The organism is Vibrio sp. QJM3NY_39, assembly GCF_057785895.1.
Genome location: NZ_CM173505.1, coordinates 3,090,538 through 3,109,801, shown reverse-complemented (window position 1 = coordinate 3,109,801; position 19,264 = coordinate 3,090,538). Strand labels below are relative to the sequence as shown.

General features: G+C 46.1%; 14 protein-coding genes. 5 read left to right on the top strand and 9 right to left on the bottom strand.

The window, feature by feature from the left end; translation table 11 throughout:
- The first annotated feature begins 322 nt into the window (after positions 1-322).
- The 5 genes from mutT to AC3CHU_RS13775 all read left to right on the top strand — a co-directional run bounded on the left by mutT (position 323) and on the right by AC3CHU_RS13775 (position 7,532).
- Entirely contained in the window at positions 323-721 is a 399-nt protein-coding gene (mutT, locus tag AC3CHU_RS13795) for an 8-oxo-dGTP diphosphatase MutT (RefSeq protein WP_061024525.1), read from the top strand.
- 92 nt (positions 722-813) lie between these two features.
- On the top strand, positions 814-1,638 hold the full coding sequence (gene dapB / locus AC3CHU_RS13790) for a 4-hydroxy-tetrahydrodipicolinate reductase (protein ID WP_488525499.1): 825 nt from the start codon (positions 814-816) through the stop codon (positions 1,636-1,638).
- A 503-nt stretch (positions 1,639-2,141) separates the two neighbouring features.
- Positions 2,142-3,299, top strand: coding sequence for a glutamine-hydrolyzing carbamoyl-phosphate synthase small subunit (carA, locus tag AC3CHU_RS13785; protein ID WP_017072829.1), 1,158 nt, complete (start codon positions 2,142-2,144; stop codon positions 3,297-3,299).
- A 16-nt stretch (positions 3,300-3,315) separates the two neighbouring features.
- Positions 3,316-6,546 (top strand): carbamoyl-phosphate synthase large subunit, encoded by a 3,231-nt coding sequence (gene carB, locus AC3CHU_RS13780; protein ID WP_017077692.1) that lies wholly within the window; start codon positions 3,316-3,318, stop codon positions 6,544-6,546.
- 206 nt (positions 6,547-6,752) lie between these two features.
- Entirely contained in the window at positions 6,753-7,532 is a 780-nt protein-coding gene (locus tag AC3CHU_RS13775; protein ID WP_019825246.1) for a TSUP family transporter, read from the top strand.
- Here AC3CHU_RS13775 and AC3CHU_RS13770 read toward each other — a convergent pair.
- The 9 genes from AC3CHU_RS13770 to gltB all read right to left on the bottom strand — a co-directional run bounded on the left by AC3CHU_RS13770 (position 7,483) and on the right by gltB (position 19,129).
- On the bottom strand, positions 7,483-8,328 hold the full coding sequence (locus tag AC3CHU_RS13770) for a LysR family transcriptional regulator (RefSeq protein ID WP_019825244.1): 846 nt from the start codon (positions 8,326-8,328) through the stop codon (positions 7,483-7,485). The two genes, AC3CHU_RS13775 and AC3CHU_RS13770, sit on opposite strands and share 50 nt — an antisense overlap.
- Positions 8,329-8,463: 135 nt before the next feature.
- Positions 8,464-9,045 carry a flavodoxin family protein gene (locus AC3CHU_RS13765; protein ID WP_102478680.1) on the bottom strand — a complete coding sequence of 194 codons (582 nt, stop codon included), beginning with the start codon at positions 9,043-9,045 and terminating at the stop codon, positions 8,464-8,466.
- A gap of 242 nt (positions 9,046-9,287) precedes the next feature.
- The gene (locus AC3CHU_RS13760) at positions 9,288-9,905 is read right to left on the bottom strand and encodes a TRIC cation channel family protein (RefSeq protein WP_016789753.1); all 618 of its coding nucleotides are present in this window, start codon (positions 9,903-9,905) and stop codon (positions 9,288-9,290) included.
- Positions 9,906-9,979: 74 nt separating this feature from the next.
- Entirely contained in the window at positions 9,980-10,849 is an 870-nt protein-coding gene (gene btuF, locus AC3CHU_RS13755) for a vitamin B12 ABC transporter substrate-binding protein BtuF (protein ID WP_048662665.1), read from the bottom strand.
- Between the two features lies 1 nt (position 10,850).
- Positions 10,851-11,804 (bottom strand): cobalamin biosynthesis family protein, encoded by a 954-nt coding sequence (locus AC3CHU_RS13750; RefSeq protein ID WP_488524748.1) that lies wholly within the window; start codon positions 11,802-11,804, stop codon positions 10,851-10,853.
- 10 nt (positions 11,805-11,814) lie between these two features.
- The gene (gene mtnN, locus AC3CHU_RS13745; RefSeq protein ID WP_017100512.1) at positions 11,815-12,510 is read right to left on the bottom strand and encodes a 5'-methylthioadenosine/S-adenosylhomocysteine nucleosidase; all 696 of its coding nucleotides are present in this window, start codon (positions 12,508-12,510) and stop codon (positions 11,815-11,817) included.
- 127 nt (positions 12,511-12,637) lie between these two features.
- A complete protein-coding gene (locus AC3CHU_RS13740) occupies positions 12,638-13,066 on the bottom strand; it encodes a DUF1499 domain-containing protein (protein WP_017070085.1) in 429 nt (142 codons plus the stop codon).
- A gap of 170 nt (positions 13,067-13,236) precedes the next feature.
- Positions 13,237-14,649, bottom strand: a complete 1,413-nt coding sequence (locus AC3CHU_RS13735) for an FAD-dependent oxidoreductase (protein ID WP_488524747.1) — start codon at positions 14,647-14,649, stop codon at positions 13,237-13,239.
- 16 nt (positions 14,650-14,665) lie between these two features.
- Positions 14,666-19,129 (bottom strand): glutamate synthase large subunit, encoded by a 4,464-nt coding sequence (gene gltB, locus AC3CHU_RS13730; RefSeq protein ID WP_488524746.1) that lies wholly within the window; start codon positions 19,127-19,129, stop codon positions 14,666-14,668.
- Between the last annotated feature and the right edge of the window lie 135 nt (positions 19,130-19,264).

Below are 19,264 nucleotides of genomic sequence, written 5' to 3'. Positions count from 1 at the left end.
TAACTTCGTCGGCGATGCTCATTTACACTTGTAAACTCCGCGCCGCCTCCTCGTTCTCAACCAATATAGCTTTGCCTTAATATAATTTTGATAAAAAGAGTCGCTTAGGCGGCTCTTTTTGTATGTAAATTTCATGACTTATCTTTTTGTCGAAAGGAAAGTCGTCATTCCCTATAGTGAGGAACGAGCGCAGTAGGGAATCTTGTTTGATAGTTTGGCTTAAGGTTGTTGTATGAGCTTCCCAACTCAGTCGTTACTCCTCTGGAGAATGACGTATTCAGGGGCAGCTTGAGCGAAGCGTTTTATTAAGGAACATCATCATATGAAAAGAATCCATATTGTCGCGGGCATTATCTTCAACCAAGATAAGTCACAGGTCTTTATCACTAAACGCCCAGACGACAAGCACAAAGGCGGTTTCTGGGAATTCCCTGGTGGTAAAGTAGAAGCGGGCGAAACCATTGAGCAAGCGATGGCTCGTGAACTTGATGAAGAGATTGGCATCAAGGTGACAGAGCAGTCTCTGTTTGAGCACCTTGAATTTGATTACAGTGACAAGTCGCTTAAGTTTGATTTCATTCTTGTGACTGATTTCGAGCAACAACCTTATGGTAAAGAAGGGCAACAAGGTGAATGGGTCGATCTTGAATCATTGAGCCAATACGCATTCCCTGAAGCGAATTTGCCCATTTTAGAGCGAGTAATAAAAGAGTTTTCGTAATTGCTAGCCTGAGTTTGAGATTGTTGTTAGTTTAAAGAGATTAATCGAATGAACGTTGCTGCGACAGATGAGCAGTGACGGTAACCAAAACAATGGAGATATTCGCAGTGGTAAGAATTGCAATTGCAGGAGCAGCTGGCCGTATGGGTCGTAACTTGGTGAAAGCCGCTCACCAAAATTCAGAAGCAAGCGTTGGCGCTGGTTCAGAGCGCCCAGAGTCATCTTTGGTCGGTGTTGATGTTGGCGAGTTATGCGGTGAAGGTCGTTTTGATGTAGCTCTAGTTGATGACCTTTCGAAAGCGATTGAAGAGTTTGATGTGATCGTCGACTTTACCGCACCTGTGAGCACATTAGCGAATATTGAACTTTGTAAGCGTCACGGTAAAAAACTGATCATCGGCACTACTGGTTTCTCTGAAGAAGAAAAGCAGGTCATCGATGCAGCATCAAAAGATATGTCTATTGTAATGGCACCAAACTACAGCGTTGGTGTGAACCTAGTATTTAAGCTGCTAGAAAAGGCCGCTAAAGTGATGGGCGATTACTGTGATGTTGAAATCGTAGAGGCTCACCACCGTCATAAAGTCGATGCACCTTCTGGTACTGCGATTGGCATGGGCGAAGCGATAGCCGGAGCGATGGGCAACGAGCTAAATGATGTCGCTGTATGGTCACGCGAAGGCATTACGGGCGAGCGTACAAAAGATGAGATCGGTTTTGCGACCATTCGTGCCGGTGACATCATTGGTGAGCATACCGCTATGTTTGCTGATATTGGCGAGCGCGTTGAAATTACCCATAAGGCAACGGATAGAATGACCTTTGCCAATGGTGCGATCAAGGCGGCTGTTTGGCTAAATGACAAGCCAGCAGGCTTTTATACCATGACGGATGTCCTTGGTTTGAATGACCTGTAAATAGATATTTATGCGCTGGCAATTGCCGGCGCTTTCTTTATTTGGTGGCTTTTCCTTAATAATCTCTCTTCTACGATCTTCCTTCTACTTTCTTTTTATCGCCATTTTTTCTCTATTTTTGTGCTATTTATGCAGTCTTTAGTGTGTTTTTTGTTTTAGGTCTTTAAATTACTATGTTTTCTCTTGGTATTTATCGATTGCGTTTTGTTGCTGATATTTTTGGCACTCTATGGTTAGCTAAAATGACGGGTTAAAATTAGAAAATCGTAATATTCCTATTAATAGAGTGTAAAAGTTGAACTTTTGAAGCTTTGATGGGGGAAATTGAATTAGTTCTTACAAATGTTTAATTTCTTTCTCGTTAAATGTTGACACGTATCACGCAGATCACTAGAATATCGCCAATTTGTCTAATTTCCATAAACACGCAGTTTTTGGTGTTACAGGAAGGTAGATTTGCAAATTAAATCAATTTTAATGCATTTTTATTTCTGGAGGTTGTCTTGAAGAAGTCAGCACTACTCGTCCTAGAAGATGGGACAGTATTTCACGGTGAAGCCATTGGCGCTGTAGGTTCTGCAGTTGGTGAAGTCGTTTTTAATACCTCGATGACGGGGTACCAAGAAATCCTCACTGATCCTTCCTATTCTCAACAAATCGTTACCCTTACTTACCCTCACATTGGCAATACCGGAACCAATTCCGAAGACGAAGAATCTTCTTCAATCCACGCTCAAGGCCTTGTGATTCGCGATCTCCCTCTAATCGCTTCTAACTTCCGTAATGAACAATCCCTTTCTGATTACCTTAAGTCGCAAAACGTTGTTGGTATCGCGGATATCGATACTCGTAAGCTGACGCGTATTCTTCGTGAAAAAGGCGCACAGAACGGTTGTATCGTAGCGGGTAACAATTTAGACGAAGCTTTGGCTCTAGCTAAAGCAAAAGAATTCCCTGGCCTGAAAGGTATGGACCTTGCGAAAGAAGTTACAACAAAAGAAGCGTATCAATGGAAACAAGGTTCGTGGACGCTTACGGGTGGACTTCCTGAAGCGAAAGCAGACTCTGAATTGCCATACCACGTTGTTGCTTATGACTTCGGTGCAAAACGAAACATCCTACGAATGCTTGTTGACCGCGGCTGCCGCCTAACGGTTGTTCCTGCTGAAACTTCAGCAGAAGAAGTACTCGCTCTAAACCCAGATGGTGTTTTCCTTTCAAATGGCCCTGGTGACCCAGAACCATGTACTTACGCAATTGAAGCAACAAAAGTGTTCCTAGAAAAAGGTTTACCAATCTTTGGTATCTGTCTAGGTCACCAGATTCTTGCTCTTGCGTCAGGCGCTAAGACAGTGAAGATGAAGTTTGGTCACCACGGTGCAAACCACCCGGTTAAAGATTTAGATCGTGATGTTGTGATGATTACTTCACAAAACCACGGCTTTGCTGCTGACGAAGACACGCTTCCAGAGACATTACGAGCGACTCATAAGTCTCTATTTGATGGTTCTCTACAAGGTATCCACCGTACAGACAAACCAGCATTTAGCTTCCAAGGTCACCCAGAAGCAAGTCCAGGTCCAGAAGATGCGGCACCGCTATTCGACCACTTCATTGAATTAATTAACCAGTCTGTTGCAAACAAACAAGACAAAGCGTAATCCGGAGTAGTAGATAATGCCAAAACGTACTGACATTAAAAGTGTTCTAATTCTAGGTGCTGGTCCGATTGTTATCGGTCAAGCATGTGAGTTTGATTACTCTGGTGCTCAAGCTTGTAAAGCACTTCGCGAAGAAGGCTACCGAGTTATTCTTGTAAACTCGAACCCAGCGACAATCATGACTGACCCAGACATGGCTGATGCGACTTACATCGAACCTATCCAATGGGAAGTGGTTCGTAACATCATCGCTAAAGAGAAGCCAGATGCAGTTCTACCGACAATGGGCGGCCAAACTGCACTTAACTGTGCGTTAGATTTAGAAAAATACGGCGTACTTGAAGAGTTCGGCGTAGAGATGATTGGCGCAACTGCTGACGCTATCGATAAAGCTGAAGACCGCTCTCGTTTTGATAAAGCAATGAAATCGATTGGTCTTGAGTGTCCAACAGCTGATACAGCGAAAACGATGGAAGAAGCTTACAAAGTTCAAGAAATGGTTGGTTTCCCTTGTATCATTCGTCCGTCGTTTACGATGGGTGGTACAGGCGGTGGTATCGCTTATAACAAAGAAGAATTTGAAGAAATCTGTCGTCGTGGTTTGGACCTATCTCCAACCAACGAACTTCTTATCGATGAATCACTTATCGGTTGGAAAGAGTACGAGATGGAAGTGGTTCGCGACAAGAACGACAACTGCATCATCGTATGTGCGATTGAAAACTTTGACCCAATGGGTATTCACACTGGTGACTCGATCACAGTAGCTCCGGCTCAAACGCTAACAGACAAAGAATACCAACTAATGCGTAACGCATCTCTAGCAGTACTGCGTGAGATTGGTGTTGAAACAGGTGGTTCAAACGTACAGTTTGGTATCAACCCGAAAGATGGCCGTATGGTTATCATCGAGATGAATCCACGTGTATCTCGTTCTTCTGCACTTGCTTCTAAAGCAACAGGTTTCCCAATCGCTAAGATTGCAGCGAAACTGGCTGTTGGCTTTACGCTAGACGAGCTAATGAATGACATCACTGGCGGTGCAACGCCAGCATCATTCGAACCAACAATCGACTACGTAGTAACTAAGATTCCTCGTTTTAACTTCGAGAAGTTTGCAGGTGCTAACGACCGTCTAACGACTCAAATGAAGTCGGTTGGTGAAGTTATGGCTATCGGCCGTAACCAACAAGAATCTCTACAGAAAGCACTTCGCGGTCTAGAAGTTGGCGCAACTGGTTTCGACGAAATGGTCGACCTAGATGCACCTGACGCTCTAACGACGATTCGCCATGAACTTAAAGAAGCTGGTTCTGACCGTATTTGGTACATCGCAGACGCTTTCCGTGCTGGTATGTCAGTTGATGGTGTATTCAACCTAACGCAAATTGACCGTTGGTTCCTAGTTCAAATCGAAGACATCGTAAAACTAGAGCAAGAACTTAAAGCGAAAGGCTTTGCTGGGCTGAATAAAGACGAGCTAATGAAGCTTAAGCGTAAAGGTTTTGCTGATGCTCGCCTGTCTAAGATTCTAGGTGTGGCAGAAAGTGAAATTCGTCGCCTACGTGACCAATACGATATTCACCCAGTCTACAAGCGCGTAGATACGTGTGCGGCTGAGTTCTCTTCTGATACGGCTTACATGTACTCATCTTACGATGACGAATGTGAATCGAACCCAACAGACAAAGAGAAAATCATGATCTTAGGCGGCGGTCCAAACCGTATCGGCCAAGGTATTGAATTCGATTACTGTTGTGTACACGCATCTTTAGCACTACGTGAAGATGGCTACGAAACAATCATGGTTAACTGTAACCCTGAGACCGTTTCGACAGACTACGATACGTCTGACCGTCTGTACTTCGAACCAGTAACTCTGGAAGACGTACTAGCAATCGTTCGTGTTGAGAAGCCAAAAGGCGTTATCGTTCAGTACGGTGGTCAAACACCACTGAAACTGGCTCGTGAGCTTGAAGCTGCTGGCGTACCAATCATTGGTACTAGCCCAGACGCAATCGACCGTGCAGAAGACCGTGAGCGTTTCCAAGTTGCTGTTGACCGTCTTGGTCTTCTACAACCAGAAAACGCGACAGTAACAACAATGGAGCAAGCGGTAGAGAAATCTCGCGAAATCGGCTTCCCATTGGTTGTTCGTCCTTCTTATGTTCTTGGTGGTCGTGCGATGGAAATCGTATATGACGAGCAAGACTTACGTCGCTACTTCAACGAAGCAGTAAGTGTTTCAAACGAATCTCCAGTACTGCTTGATAGCTTCCTAGATGATGCAATTGAAGTCGACGTTGATGCGATTTGTGACGGTGAGCGCGTTGTTATTGCGGGTATCATGGAGCATATCGAACAAGCGGGTGTTCACTCAGGTGACTCAGCATGTTCTCTTCCTGCTTACACGCTAAGCCAAGAAATCCAAGACGTAATGCGTGAGCAAGTTGAAAAGCTAGCGTTCGAGTTGGGTGTTCGTGGTCTAATGAATACGCAGTTTGCTGTTAAGAACAACGAAGTGTACCTAATCGAGGTTAACCCTCGTGCAGCACGTACAGTACCGTTCGTATCGAAAGCAACAGGCGCAGCAGTCGCTAAGATTGCAGCTCGTGTTATGGCGGGTCAATCGCTAGAGTCTCAAGGCTTTACGAAAGAAATCATCCCACCATACTACTCAGTGAAAGAAGTTGTTCTTCCGTTCAACAAATTCCCTGGTGTTGACCCACTATTAGGCCCAGAAATGCGCTCTACTGGTGAAGTTATGGGTGTTGGTGCAACGTTTGCTGAAGCATACTCTAAAGCTGAATTGGGTTGTGGCAACATCTACCCAGAAGGCGGCCGTGCACTTCTTTCTGTTCGCGAAGGCGACAAAGAGCGTGTTGTTGACCTAGCATCTAAGCTATCTAAGCTTGGCTACCAGCTAGACGCAACACACGGTACTGCAGTTATCCTTGGCGAAGCGGGTATCAACCCACGTCTAGTAAACAAGGTACACGAAGGTCGTCCTCATATTCTTGACCGTATCAAGAACAATGAGTACACGTACATCGTGAACACTGCGGCTGGCCGTCAAGCGATTGAAGATTCTAAAGTTCTTCGTCGTGGCGCACTGGCTGAGAAAGTGAACTACACGACGACGCTAAATGCTGCATTTGCGACTTGTATGGCGCACACTGCAGACGCGAAAACGTCAGTAACTTCAGTTCAAGAACTGCACGCACAGGTTAAAGCTTCTCTAGCTTAATTGACTAACATGTATCGCTGTTAAGCGGATATAAATGCTCAAAGCCCACTCTTCGGAGTGGGCTTTTTTATGCCTGTCATCTGGTGAAAATCTGGTAATGGCTAAATGATGAAAATTTGGAATAGGTTACAATCTTGTGTTTCGTTGTTGATTGTTTGCTCACGGTGGTAAGTTGTCGCTACACGAGAATTTAAGGCGTTGGGTATATGGAAATCACTCTAGAAATATTGGCTATCTTGTTTGTTGTTGCAACGGCAGCAGGCTTTATTGATGCAATGGCTGGCGGCGGTGGGTTATTGACTCTACCGGCATTGCTAGCGGCTGGAGTTCCACCAACGCAGGCACTGGCAACCAATAAACTCCAAAGCTCCTTCGGCAGCTTCTCTGCGAGTTGGTATTTCGTGCGCAATGGTATCGTTAGTATTAAGGAGATGCGCCTCGCTATCTTTTGTACCTTTATTGGTTCTGCAATTGGTGCCGAGCTAGTCCAACACATTGATGCGAGCTTACTGACCAGTGTTATCCCGTTGCTGCTCATCGCTATCTCTCTCTATTTCCTGTTAGCCCCCCCAACTAGAGCATCTGAAGGAAAACAGAAGATCTCTGAGGCGATGTTTGCTCTGTGTGTTGGTGGCGGTGTGGGTTTCTATGATGGCTTTTTTGGCCCAGGAACAGGTTCTATCTTCACCGTCTGCTTTGTTGCGATTGGTCACTTCTCGTTAGTCGATGCAACGGCGCGCACTAAGGTACTTAACTTTACCTCGAATATCGCGGCCTTAATTTTCTTTATTTTGGCTGGTTTGCCAATTTGGGAGTTAGGATTAGTGATGGCGGTTGGTGGCTTTATGGGCGCTCAGCTTGGCGCTAAAGTAGTAGTGACAAAAGGGCAGAAATGGATTCGCCCTCTTGTGATCGTGATGTCGATGCTAATGGCGTCTAAACTGCTTTGGGAACAGCATCAACAATGGATTCTATCAGTGTTTTAACTCGCGGAGACTGGTAGCTATTCGGTCTGACACAGATATGAATTGGTCGAATTAAACCTGTTAATTCGTGGAAGCTAAACAGGTATTGAGACTTAATATTGAGTGTTTTTACGATTGAGAGTGGGATTAAGGCTGGTCCAGTCCCACCCAATGCAAGTTGCGCTGCTGCGGTGTAGGCATCCATCTCCATCAAGGGTTTAATTCCAAACTTTTCTAACACTGAGAGCTGATAAGAGTTGGCAGGGTTGGTCATATCGTTGGTAATCACCAATGGAGGAAGCTCCGTTAACGGCGACTTACTCACTATGTAAAACGGCTCATCAAATAGATGAAAGGTCATCAACCCATGATGCGGTGGCAACAAGCCAGCACACAACCCCAAGGTCGCCTTGCCAGATTGCACTCGCTCTATGATTCTTGGCGTGTGGTTGGTGGTTATGGTGATGTACTTATCTTGCTGGATAAATTGGCCCATCATCTCACCTAAATAACCGGCTATCAGAGACTTAGAGCTGTCTAGGGTGATGAGAGTGGTATCTTCCAACTCTTGCTGTTCATAAATAAGCCCGCGAAGTTCATTGAATGTAGGGCCAATACTCTCGATTAATGCAAGCGCATCTGGCGTGAGTTTTATCTGTCGGCCACTCGGCTCAATGAGCTTTTTACCTAGCTTCTTTTCTAAATTCGCAATCCGTTTACTGACCGCTGATTGGCTGATATAAAGCAAACTGCCTGTGCGGCTCATGGTCTTTGCTTTACTCAATACCAGTAGAGTTTCGATTCCTTCGAGTAGCATTGGGGTATATTCATGAAAGTTGGGAATGATTGAATCAAGTTACCTGAAACGACATTCATTCTCTAGTCTTGAGCTCATAGATATCAAACAAGCTAGGAGTTTTGAAGCTAGCCCGTCAGTTAATTAGTCAGTTACTTAGGTTCTCTTAACTAGGCTCGCGATGCGTTGGCCGAAATAGAAAGCAGTCTGAAGATCGTTGCTGTTGATGTGATTACTGGTGCTATCTGCCATCTCATCTTCACTGGCGACCAAACCAATGCTTGATCCTGTGCGATTCAAACCTAAGTTATCAATGTGCTTTGAGATATCAAGCCCTGCCCAAATCATGCCATGCTGACAAGCCAGAGTGAAAAAGCTCAACAAGGTTTGTTGTTGCTCACCGTTAAGGCTGCCGCCAGTGGTAAAGCCTGCTGCGAGTTTATTTCGCCACGCTTTCTTACAGTAGCTATCACTGCTTGCATCCATAAAACTCTTAAACTGCGCGGCTGGTGAACCCATGTAAGTCGGGGATCCAAAGATAATGGCGTCACAGTTATCTAATGACTTGAGCTTATCGTCATTGTCATACCTTCCTTCGACCACTTCAGAAGATAGCACTTCGACAAGGAGTACTGAGTTAGGTTGTTGAGTGTTAATACCTTCAGCGATTGTCTCTGCAACTTGCTTAGTTGCTCCATTCTTAGAGAAGAAAACAATGCCCACTTTACCAATACCCATCTTGAACTCCCGTTTGCCAATGTTAGTAAATAAAATCTTTTATAAAGCTATTTGTTTATTAATATAGCCTGTGGACTAGATAAGTAAATAAAAAACATTACTAAATTGGTGGGCTAATGGACTAACTAAATTGAGTTTTAGGAAAGGAGGGGATCTTTGATGAGTGGAAATAGAGGGTATAGTGATTTGAAACCGGATCAAAAAAGGCTCCTTTACGGAGCCTTTCTCTTTGTAATGATAGCTTATTTGATGGCGAAGGTCGGCAATGATAAATGCCAGCGAATAGCGCCAAGTCTAATCAATAGTGTTGAGAACACGCCGGCCAGAAATGCAGTTTCTGAGTCGTGCCCCATACTGATCGCCATGGTGTGGAAAGCGCCACCAATGATACAAGCGGTCGCGTAGACTTCACTTCTTAGAATCATTGGCACTTCACGGGCAAGTACGTCACGGATAATACCGCCACCGCAGCCGGTGATGACACCCATGATGATAGCAACTAATGCAGAATCTTGATAAATCAGTGCTTTTTCTACACCAATGCCAACAAATACCGCTAAGCCTATCGCATCACATACTGGCAGGATCCACCAAGCCAGGCGTTTGGGGCGTCTTACTATAATCATGGTCAGCAAGCAGGTGGTGATGATGACCCAAAGATAGGTGGTGTCGGTGATCCAAAACACGGGAGTTGCACCCAGAGCCATGTCTCGAATTGTACCGCCACCAATTGCGGTTACACTGCCTAAAACGGCTACGCCAAAGGGGTCCATCTTAAGACGGCCAGCAACAAAAACGCCTGAGACGGCAAAGATGGCAGTGCCAAATAAATCGATAATATAAAGCAGCATGGAGTCCATGATACTGGTGCTCTTATGGTTAAAATTGTAGGGACAGGTCGGTGGCGAATTGTACGAAAAAACGCAGCAAATAGTTAGTGATTTTGCCTAGCTCTATCGAAGAAATCGCACACTTGTTGGATCGCTTGCAAAGTTCTCGTTGTTGGGCGATTAATCCAGTCAGAATTGAGTGACCAAATCTGATTTTGAGCAACTGCTGGGATCTCATTTTGCCAAGTTTGCCACATGGTTCCATTCTCAATCGCGTGCTGAGACGTGAAGATCACTTGCGGTTTCCTTAATACAACTTGTTCAATACCAACTTGCGGATATGGGGAGGCGCTGTCTTCAAAAATATTGTGGCCACCACAAAACTCAAACACCTCACTTGGCCAGTGCCCTTGAGCAACAGTGATGATTGGCTTCTCACTGAGTTGGTAGAAGTAGTTTACTGGCTCGGCATCTTTGTATTTTAGTCTCAACGCGTTGAGCTGCTCTCTGTATTGCTGAGCATTATTTTCGCCAATACTTGGATCGCTAGCGTATTGGCTCAGTTGTTCAATATTGGTTGCGATACTGTCTAGGCTTTTGGTCTTGGAGTAGTAAATATTAAAACCAAATTGCTCTAGTTTCGCGAGCTCTCTGGGCGGGTTTCCGGCTGGCCACGCAAGAATCAAATCAGGCTGAAGAGCGATGATCTTCTCAACCTTGATACCTTGATAGTTTGCCACTTTTTCAAGCTTATCGGCTTGTGGTGGGTAATCACTTCGTTCACTTACGGCAACAAGGCTGTTGCCTAAACCTGCGCTGTACGCGAGCTCAGTGGCATGAGGAGCAAGGCTGACCACGCGTTGAGCTGGCTGTACTTTTTCTTGAGTCCGTGGTGCTTCTTCTGCAAATGATAAAGGCAGCCATAAGCTGGAAGACAAAATAGTAAGGCTTGTAACAAGTGCTGAAGGTTTCACTCTAAATCCCTTGGTGAATAAATAGTAAGGCTAGGCTTTGTAAAAATATCCAGATAGCGATGCGACCAAAGAGTAGTTTCTGAACCTGAGACAGATGCAGAGCTGACGGTGCGATTCTTCCGCCTAATTTCGCGCGAATGGCTTTAGTGTTGTCGTAAATCGCAGGACCACCTAATGATAACTCCAGCTTGTTGCCAACGGCCGTGATCAACCAGGCAGGGCCGGGCAGTGGCCAAGAGCGACTCTGAACTAACATCATCTTAAACGTGTGTGTGGCTTTATCACCACATACGATCATCAAAGCAAAAAAACGCATCGGTATAAATTCGAGAATCGCGACTATCTTGATCGCCGTTGAGCCGAACGGAGAAAATTGCTTGCGACTTGGCGACCAAGCTCGAGCTAATTCGACCACAAGGCGATACATTAACGCGGCGATTCCACCACCAATGGCGTACCAGAACAACACACAAACTACGTTACGAGCGTAGCCCATGATGATGGTTTCTGTGGCGGCTTTGCCTAGGCCAAGTGACGAAAGTGATTCAGTTTGACGATTGATAATCGGAGCCAGTAACTGACGAGCAGCAGCTTTATCTTCTCGGCCTAATGCTTTGATTAACTGATTTGCCAGCTTTTCATTATTGCGCCAATCAATTGCGAGTAATAACAGTGCTAATTCAAATAGTTGAGATTGCCAAACCAATGGTTGCAGTGCCAGAAGAATAACCAGAGTCGGCAGTACCATTAACCCCCAGGCTAATGTGCCTGAGATTAAACTTTGGGAATAGTTGTGGTTGTTATTAACCTTGCTTGCTAAAAGCTCAGCAAACTTATGCAATAAGGTCGTGGGGTGTGCGGCATGGGGGATAGGTAAAATTAAATGAAAAAGCAGTGCTCCCCACATCACAAGGAGCACGCCATTTGCAAATACCTGATCAAACAGTGTTTGCATGTCTAGTCGCTTACTTTAGTAGGGCAACCATCTTGATAACCATTTCAGAAGAGCTTTGCGCTGCTAGTGGCAGGAACTCTTCGAAGCTCATTGGTGACTCTTTGTCTGCAACGTCAGAGATTGCACGAACAACCACGAATGGTACTTGGAATTGGTGACAAGCTTGAGCGATAGCGGATGCTTCCATCTCTACAGCAACGACAGATGGGAAGTGCTTGCGGATGAACGCTTGGCGTTCTGCTGTGCAAACAAATGCGTCGCCAGTACAGATAAGACCGCGAACGGCATGCTTATCTTCCATTTGAGCTAGAGCTTGTTCAGCAACAGCCATCAGTTTGTCGTCAGCTTTGAACGCTGCAGGTTGACCTGCCATTTGGCCGATTTCGTAACCGAAAGCTGTAACGTCTGCATCGTGGTGACGAACTTCAGTTGAGATAACCACATCGCCAAGATTCAGTGTTGAATCAAAACCGCCAGCAGAGCCAGTGTTCAGAACGACATCTGGTTGGTATTCGCTTAGTAGGATTGAAGTACCAACAGCCGCTGCTACTTTACCAATGCCAGATTGAAGCAAAACAACGTCAACACCATTTAGCTGACCAGAGAAAAAGGTACAACCGCCTTTATTAACTTCAGTAATGTCTGAAATTGCTGCTTTTAGGATCGCAACTTCTTGCTCCATTGCGCCAATGATGCCGATTTTCATGTGTAGTCTCTTAATAAATAATATTTAAACAGTAGAGCGAAATTGTAGCATGGATAAGAAGTGTCGAGCGATTGCCCAGAGGTACTTCTCATCCGAATAGCAGCGATTTATCTGCGTATTCTTTTATCTACTTGATTAGGCCTTCGCTTTTCAAGCTAGCACGAAGTTGTTCAGCTCGTTTTCGGTTTACGCCAAAATCAGAATGGCCAGTACGAGACTCTGAACGCACGATCAGTTTGCCATCCGTGATCTTAAGCTCTAAGTCATCGACAAAGCGCATGATGCGAGAGGTACATTCAACACGCAGATAATCTTCTGTTTTACTCGCGGTTTTCGATCCCGGTAAGGTTAGTGCAACCTGCTCAATCGCATCTAGGTTTGCTGAATCTGATAACTCAAACGCGGCCAATGCGTGCTGCTCACGATCATCTTGAGTTGATACGCAGTTTGGTTTGTCTCCACAAGGTGATGAAGTTCTATCTTTCATGTCCGTGATTCCTTGGCTGCATGCGGTTAATGTTAAAAGTGATAGCGAGAGGAGAGCGGCTTTTTTCATAGTGTTTCCTATGGCTTGTTTTTAATTCTAATTGTAGTTATCGGTATTGGCTTATTTGTAATTGTTTTACGTATTTTCGTTGTGCTTTTGATAAACGAATCTAATTCAAAAAAGGATCCATCATTGGATCCTTTTTTATAGTAACGAACTGAGTAATAAAGGAAACCTAATCACACTTCTAGGTAATCTAATATCCCTTCTGCTGCTTTGCGGCCTTCATCGATAGCGGTCACCACCAAGTCAGATCCTCGAACCGCATCACCACCTGCAAAGATCTTGCTGTTGGTGGTTTGGTATTGAAACTCTTGTTTGCCGGAGGCTTTGATTCGCCCCCATTGATCGAGTTCCACACCGAAAGGTTCTAACCATTCCATCGCATGAGGTTGGAAACCAAATGCCATGATCACAGCATCGGCTTCAAGAATATGTTCACTGCCTTCGACAGGTTCTGGACGACGACGACCAGCTTCATCTGGCTCACCCAAAGCAGTTTTCACGACTTTGACACCAACCACATGACCAGCGTTGTTAAGCTCTAAGCCAATAGGTTGTAGGTTGAACTTGAACTTCACACCCTCTTCACGTGCATTTTTTACCTCACGGCGAGAGCCCGGCATGTTCGCTTCATCTCGGCGATAAGCACACACAACATTCGCGGCATGCTGACGTATCGAAGTTCGGACACAGTCCATCGCGGTATCACCACCACCAAGCACGACCACTTTTTTGCCCTTCATGTCGATGAATGGCGTTGGGTTATCCAGTTCCATGACTCTGTAGGTATTGGAAACAAGGAATGGTAGGGCATCATAAACGCCCGGTGCTTCTTCATTATCTAACCCAGCACGCATGTTTTTATAAGTACCGACCCCTAAGAAAACAGCATCATAGTCATCGACAAGTTGTTGTAGTTGAACGTCTTTACCGATTTCGGTATTCATCTTAAACTCGACGCCCATACCACTAAAGATACGGCGACGGTTTTCCATGATGCCTTTCTCGAGTTTGAACGATGGGATACCAAACGTTAGTAGGCCACCGATCTCCGGGTAGCGGTCAAATACCACGGCCTTCACACCGTTTCGAACTAAGATATCAGCTGCAGCAAGACCTGCGGGGCCAGCGCCAATGATCGCGACCTTTTTGTCGGTCCATTCAACGTGAGACATGTCTGGTTTCCAGCCCATCTCAAACGCTTTGTCATTGATGTATTTTTCAATGTTGCCGATGGTTACTGCGCCGAAATCGTCGTTGAGGGTACAGGAGCCTTCACATAGACGATCTTGAGGACAAACTCGGCCGCAAACCTCAGGCAAGCTGTTGGTTTGGTGGGACAGTTCAGCCGCTTCGATAATGCGTCCCTCATTGGCAAGTTTGAGCCATTGAGGGATGTAGTTATGGACTGGGCACTTCCATTCACAGTAGGGGTTACCACAGTCTAAACAGCGGTCGGCCTGTGCCTTAGCTTGTTGCTTCGTGAAAGGTTCGTAGATCTCTACAAACTCAATCTTACGTATCTTGATTGGTTTCTTCGCTGGGTCTACGCGATTCACATCAATAAATTGGTATACATTCTGGCTCATGATTGGCTCCTTCCAATTATTGCGCTTGAACACGAAGTTCAGCAGAGCTGCGGCTTTGGTGACCGAGCAAGGTGTTGAGATCCGCCGTCTTCGGCTTCACTAGGTAGAACTTTGGAATCCATTCATCAAAGTTCGCCAGAATAGCTTCAGCGTGTACTGAGCCAGTCTCTTCTAAGTGCTCCGCAATCAGGCCGCGTAGATGTTCTTGGTGGATAAATAGATCAGACAGAGAAAGTGCTTCGACCGATTCGTTGTTCACTCGGCCTTGGAAGTCGTCATTCTTGTCCATCACATAAGCAAACCCACCTGTCATACCGGCGCCGAAGTTCACTCCGGTTGCGCCAAGAATGGCAACAATACCACCGGTCATGTATTCACAGGCATTGTCACCTGCACCTTCAATCACGGCAACGGTGCCTGAGTTACGCACGCCAAATCGTTCGCCTGCAGTACCTGCTGCAAATAGCTTGCCTCCGGTCGCACCATACAAGCAGGTATTGCCGATGATAGTCGCTTCATTACAAACAAATGCAGTGCCTTGGTGAGGTTTGATAACCACCTTACCGCCCGCCATGCCTTTGCCGACATAGTCATTGGCATCACCCGTCAGATACAGCTCAACGCCGCCAGCGTTCCAAACCGCAAAGGATTGGCCTGCTGTACCATCGAGATACAACTTAATGGGTGAGCCTGCCATGCCTTGGTTACCGTAACGTTTGGCAATTTCGCCAGAGATTCGAGCACCAATCGAGCGATCGGTATTGATCACGTTGTAGTAAAGGCTGGTGGATTGACGTTTCTCAATCGCATCGATTGCATCATCAAGGATCTGTTGGTTGAGTTGAGCCTTATCAAAGGGTGCGTTTGGCTCTGTCCAAAACAGTGGATGACCTTCAGCAGATACCGGAGCTTCCAATATCGAAGAGAGATCGAGCTTGCTCTGTTTCGCCGTGAGGCCTTGAACGGCTTCAAGCAAATCAGTACGACCAATCAGATCAGTAAGTTTCTCTACGCCAAGTTCTGCAAGGTACTGGCGAACTTCATCGGCTAGGCCAGTAAAGTAGTTCACCACCATGTCTGGCAGGCCTTTGAAGTATTCACGGCGTAGCGTTTCATCTTGAGTCGCAACACCCGTTGCACAGTTGTTTAGGTGACAAATTCGTAAGAACTTACAACCCATCGCGACCATTGGCGCAGTCCCGAAACCAAAGCTTTCAGCACCGAGAATCGCGCCTTTAATCACATCAAGGCCAGTTTTCAGACCACCATCGACTTGTAGACGGATCTTATGACGAAGCCCGTTAGCAACCAATGCTTGCTGGGTTTCCGCGAGCCCTAGCTCCCAAGGACAGCCAGCGTATTTCACCGAAGTCAGTGGGCTTGCCGCGGTACCGCCGTCGTAACCTGAAATGGTGATCAGATCCGCATAGGCTTTTGCTACACCAGTAGCAATGGTGCCCACACCCGGTTCCGATACTAACTTCACTGAAACCAAGGCTTTAGGGTTCACTTGCTTAAGGTCGAAAATAAGCTGCGCTAGATCTTCGATAGAATAAATATCGTGGTGCGGAGGAGGGGAGATCAGTGTTACCCCTTGAACTGAGTATCTCAGTTTGGCGATTTCTGCGGTGACTTTATGTCCTGGCAGTTGGCCACCTTCGCCCGGCTTCGCACCTTGTGCGACTTTGATTTGCAGAACATCTGCATTGGTTAGGTAATGTGGCGTCACACCAAAGCGACCGGAAGCTATCTGCTTGATACGAGAATTACGATCAGTACCAAAGCGTCGTGGATCTTCACCACCTTCACCAGAGTTAGAGTAGCCTCCTAATCGGTTCATCGCCATGGCCAGTGCTTCATGAGCTTCAGGGCTTAAGGCACCAATCGACATCGCTGCAGAGTCGAAGCGCTTAAAGAGATCGCTACTCGGCTCGACTTGTTTTAGTGGCAGAGGTTGATCGGCTTTTTTGAGGATCATTAAGTCGCGCAGCATAGCAGCAGGACGAGCATTAACTTGCTTCGCAAAAGATTGATAATCTGATGTTTCGCCTGTCTTTACGGCTGTTTGTAAGGTACTGACTACGTCTGGGTTGTAGGTGTGGTATTCACCGCCATGTACGTATTTGAGCAAGCCACCATGTTCCAGTGGTTTACGTTTAGTCCATGCTTTACGAGATAGGTTATAGATATCTTGTTGGAAGTCGCTAAAGCTAGCGCCTTGGATACGAGTCGTTACACCTCGGAAACACAAGTCAACGACATCGGTATGCAAACCGACCGCCTCAAATAACTGCGAGCAGCGATAAGAAGCAATCGTCGATATACCCATTTTCGACATGATCTTATACAGACCTTTGTTGATGCCGTTTTGGTAATTTTGCAATGCAGTGCGATAGTCTTTATTTAATGAACCGTCGTCCAACATTTTGCCCAATGCTTCATAAGCGAGATATGGATAAACTGCGGTTGCACCGAAGCCAAGCAGAACTGCAAATTGGTGCGGGTCACGTGCGGTTGCAGTCTCAACCACGATGTTAGCATCACAACGCAGGTTGTTGTCAGCAAGTCTGGTTTGCACCGCACCGACAGCCATCGCTGCTGGAACCGGCAGCTTGCCTTTCTCTAAGTGCTTGTCTGAAAGTACAATCAAAACAGCACCATCACGGACCTCTTGCACCGCACGATCACACAAGTCATTAATGGCTTGTTCGAGAGCTTTATCAGCAGGAGCATAATGCATGCTAAGAATCGCGTGGCCATAGTGTTTTTGATTTAACTGCAGAAGTTGCTGCATGTCAGAGTAGACCAGAACGGGCGAATTAAATGTCACACGATAGGCGTGACCGTCGGTTTCGCAGAACACGTTCATCTCTTGGCCGATACTGGTAGCTAAAGACATAACATGCTTTTCACGCAGTGGGTCAATCGGTGGGTTGGTGACCTGTGCAAACATTTGACGGAAATAGTCAGTGACGAGACGCTCTTTCGAAGAGAGCACAGCCATCGGCGTATCATCGCCCATCGAGCCTACTGCCTCTTGTCCCATATCACCAAGCACACGCAATACTTGGTCCGACTCTTCGTTGCTCATCGCAAACTGTTTTTGGTAGGTCTTGAGCGTGTCATCGTCAAAGCTGCGCTTACCGACTTGCTCATCGGGCAGATCGGAAAACGGTGTGAGTTTGTGAACGTTCTTTTCCATCCACTCTTTATAAGGGTGGCGACCTTTAAGGTCATTGTCGATCTCGTTAGATTGCCACAGTTTACCGCGGCGTGTATCTATGACGAGTAGTTCACCTGGGCCGACACGCCCTTTCTCTGCCACTTCGTCTGGCGCGTAATTCCAGATGCCCACTTCAGAGGCCAGCGTGATCAGGTTGTCTTTGGTAATCACATAACGCGCAGGGCGTAAGCCGTTTCTATCTAGGTTACACGCAGCGTAACGACCATCAGAAAGGACGATACCTGCAGGGCCATCCCACGGTTCCATATGCTTGGAGTTGAAGTCGTAGAATGCACGCAGATCGGGATCCATGTCTGGGTGGTTTTGCCAAGCGGGCGGCACGAGCATACGCATCGCTCGGAATACATCCATACCACCGGCAAGGAACAGGTCGAGCATGTTATCTAGGCTTGATGAATCTGAGCCTGTCTCATTCACAAAGGGTGCGGCCGTTTGTAAATCGGGCAGCAGTGGTGAAGAGAATTTATAGGCACGAGCTTTAGCCCACTGACGGTTACCTTCGATGGTATTGATCTCACCATTGTGCGCCAAATAGCGGAATGGCTGAGCCAGTGGCCAACGCGGCTGAGTATTGGTAGAGAAGCGCTGGTGGAACAGGCATATCGCCGATTCCATACGTAAGTCAGCAAGATCGAGGTAAAATCGTGGAAGATCGGCCGGCATACACAGACCTTTGTAAACCATGACTTGTGTCGAAAGGCTACAAATATAGAAATCTTTATCTTCGGTGATCTGTTTTTCAATTCGACGACGAGCGATGTAAAGGCGTCGTTCTATATCGCGTTCACGCCAACCCGCGGGAGCTGAGATAAACACTTGTTGAATATTGGGAACAGAATCTTTGGCTATTGGGCCTAAAACATCGGTGTTGGTTGGCACGACACGCCAGCCAGCTACGGTTAAAGTCTCTTGAGCGAGCTCTTTATTGACGATGTCTTGCGCGGATTGCGCTTTGATTGGGTCTTGGCTGAAGAAAATCATGCCGACAGCGTATTGCTTGCCGAGCTTGAAGTTATTCTCTTCTGCAATAATTCTGAGATAAGAGTCTGGCTTCTGTAGCAATAAGCCACAGCCATCTCCTGTTTTACCATCCGCAGCAATACCACCACGGTGTGTCATGCGATCGAGGGCTGAAATAGCAGTTCGTACCAACTTATGACTCGGTTGGCCTTCCATTTGCGCTATTAAACCAAATCCACAGTTGTCTTTTTCAAGACTAGGATCATATAGAGCCATTGCAATTCTCCCTTTTGCTTCTCTGTCATCCAGACAGTAAATGACTAACTATTCATATACTTGTTATTTTTTATAAGCTTATAGTTTGTCTTTAACTAGTTAAAACGTTATTGGTTGTGTTAACAAAACCGATTG

Coding starts and splice junctions, on each gene's coding strand:
- mutT (WP_061024525.1), top strand. CDS start 323: ATGAAAAGAATCCATATTGTCGCGGGCATTATCTTCAACCAAGATAAG.
- dapB (WP_488525499.1), top strand. CDS start 814: ATGGAGATATTCGCAGTGGTAAGAATTGCAATTGCAGGAGCAGCTGGC.
- carB (WP_017077692.1), top strand. CDS start 3,316: ATGCCAAAACGTACTGACATTAAAAGTGTTCTAATTCTAGGTGCTGGT.
- AC3CHU_RS13775 (WP_019825246.1), top strand. CDS start 6,753: ATGGAAATCACTCTAGAAATATTGGCTATCTTGTTTGTTGTTGCAACG.
- AC3CHU_RS13770 (WP_019825244.1), bottom strand. CDS start 8,328: ATGCTACTCGAAGGAATCGAAACTCTACTGGTATTGAGTAAAGCAAAG.
- AC3CHU_RS13765 (WP_102478680.1), bottom strand. CDS start 9,045: ATGGGTATTGGTAAAGTGGGCATTGTTTTCTTCTCTAAGAATGGAGCA.
- AC3CHU_RS13760 (WP_016789753.1), bottom strand. CDS start 9,905: ATGGACTCCATGCTGCTTTATATTATCGATTTATTTGGCACTGCCATC.
- AC3CHU_RS13750 (WP_488524748.1), bottom strand. CDS start 11,804: ATGCAAACACTGTTTGATCAGGTATTTGCAAATGGCGTGCTCCTTGTG.
- mtnN (WP_017100512.1), bottom strand. CDS start 12,510: ATGAAAATCGGCATCATTGGCGCAATGGAGCAAGAAGTTGCGATCCTA.
- AC3CHU_RS13740 (WP_017070085.1), bottom strand. CDS start 13,066: ATGAAAAAAGCCGCTCTCCTCTCGCTATCACTTTTAACATTAACCGCA.
- AC3CHU_RS13735 (WP_488524747.1), bottom strand. CDS start 14,649: ATGAGCCAGAATGTATACCAATTTATTGATGTGAATCGCGTAGACCCA.
- gltB (WP_488524746.1), bottom strand. CDS start 19,129: ATGGCTCTATATGATCCTAGTCTTGAAAAAGACAACTGTGGATTTGGT.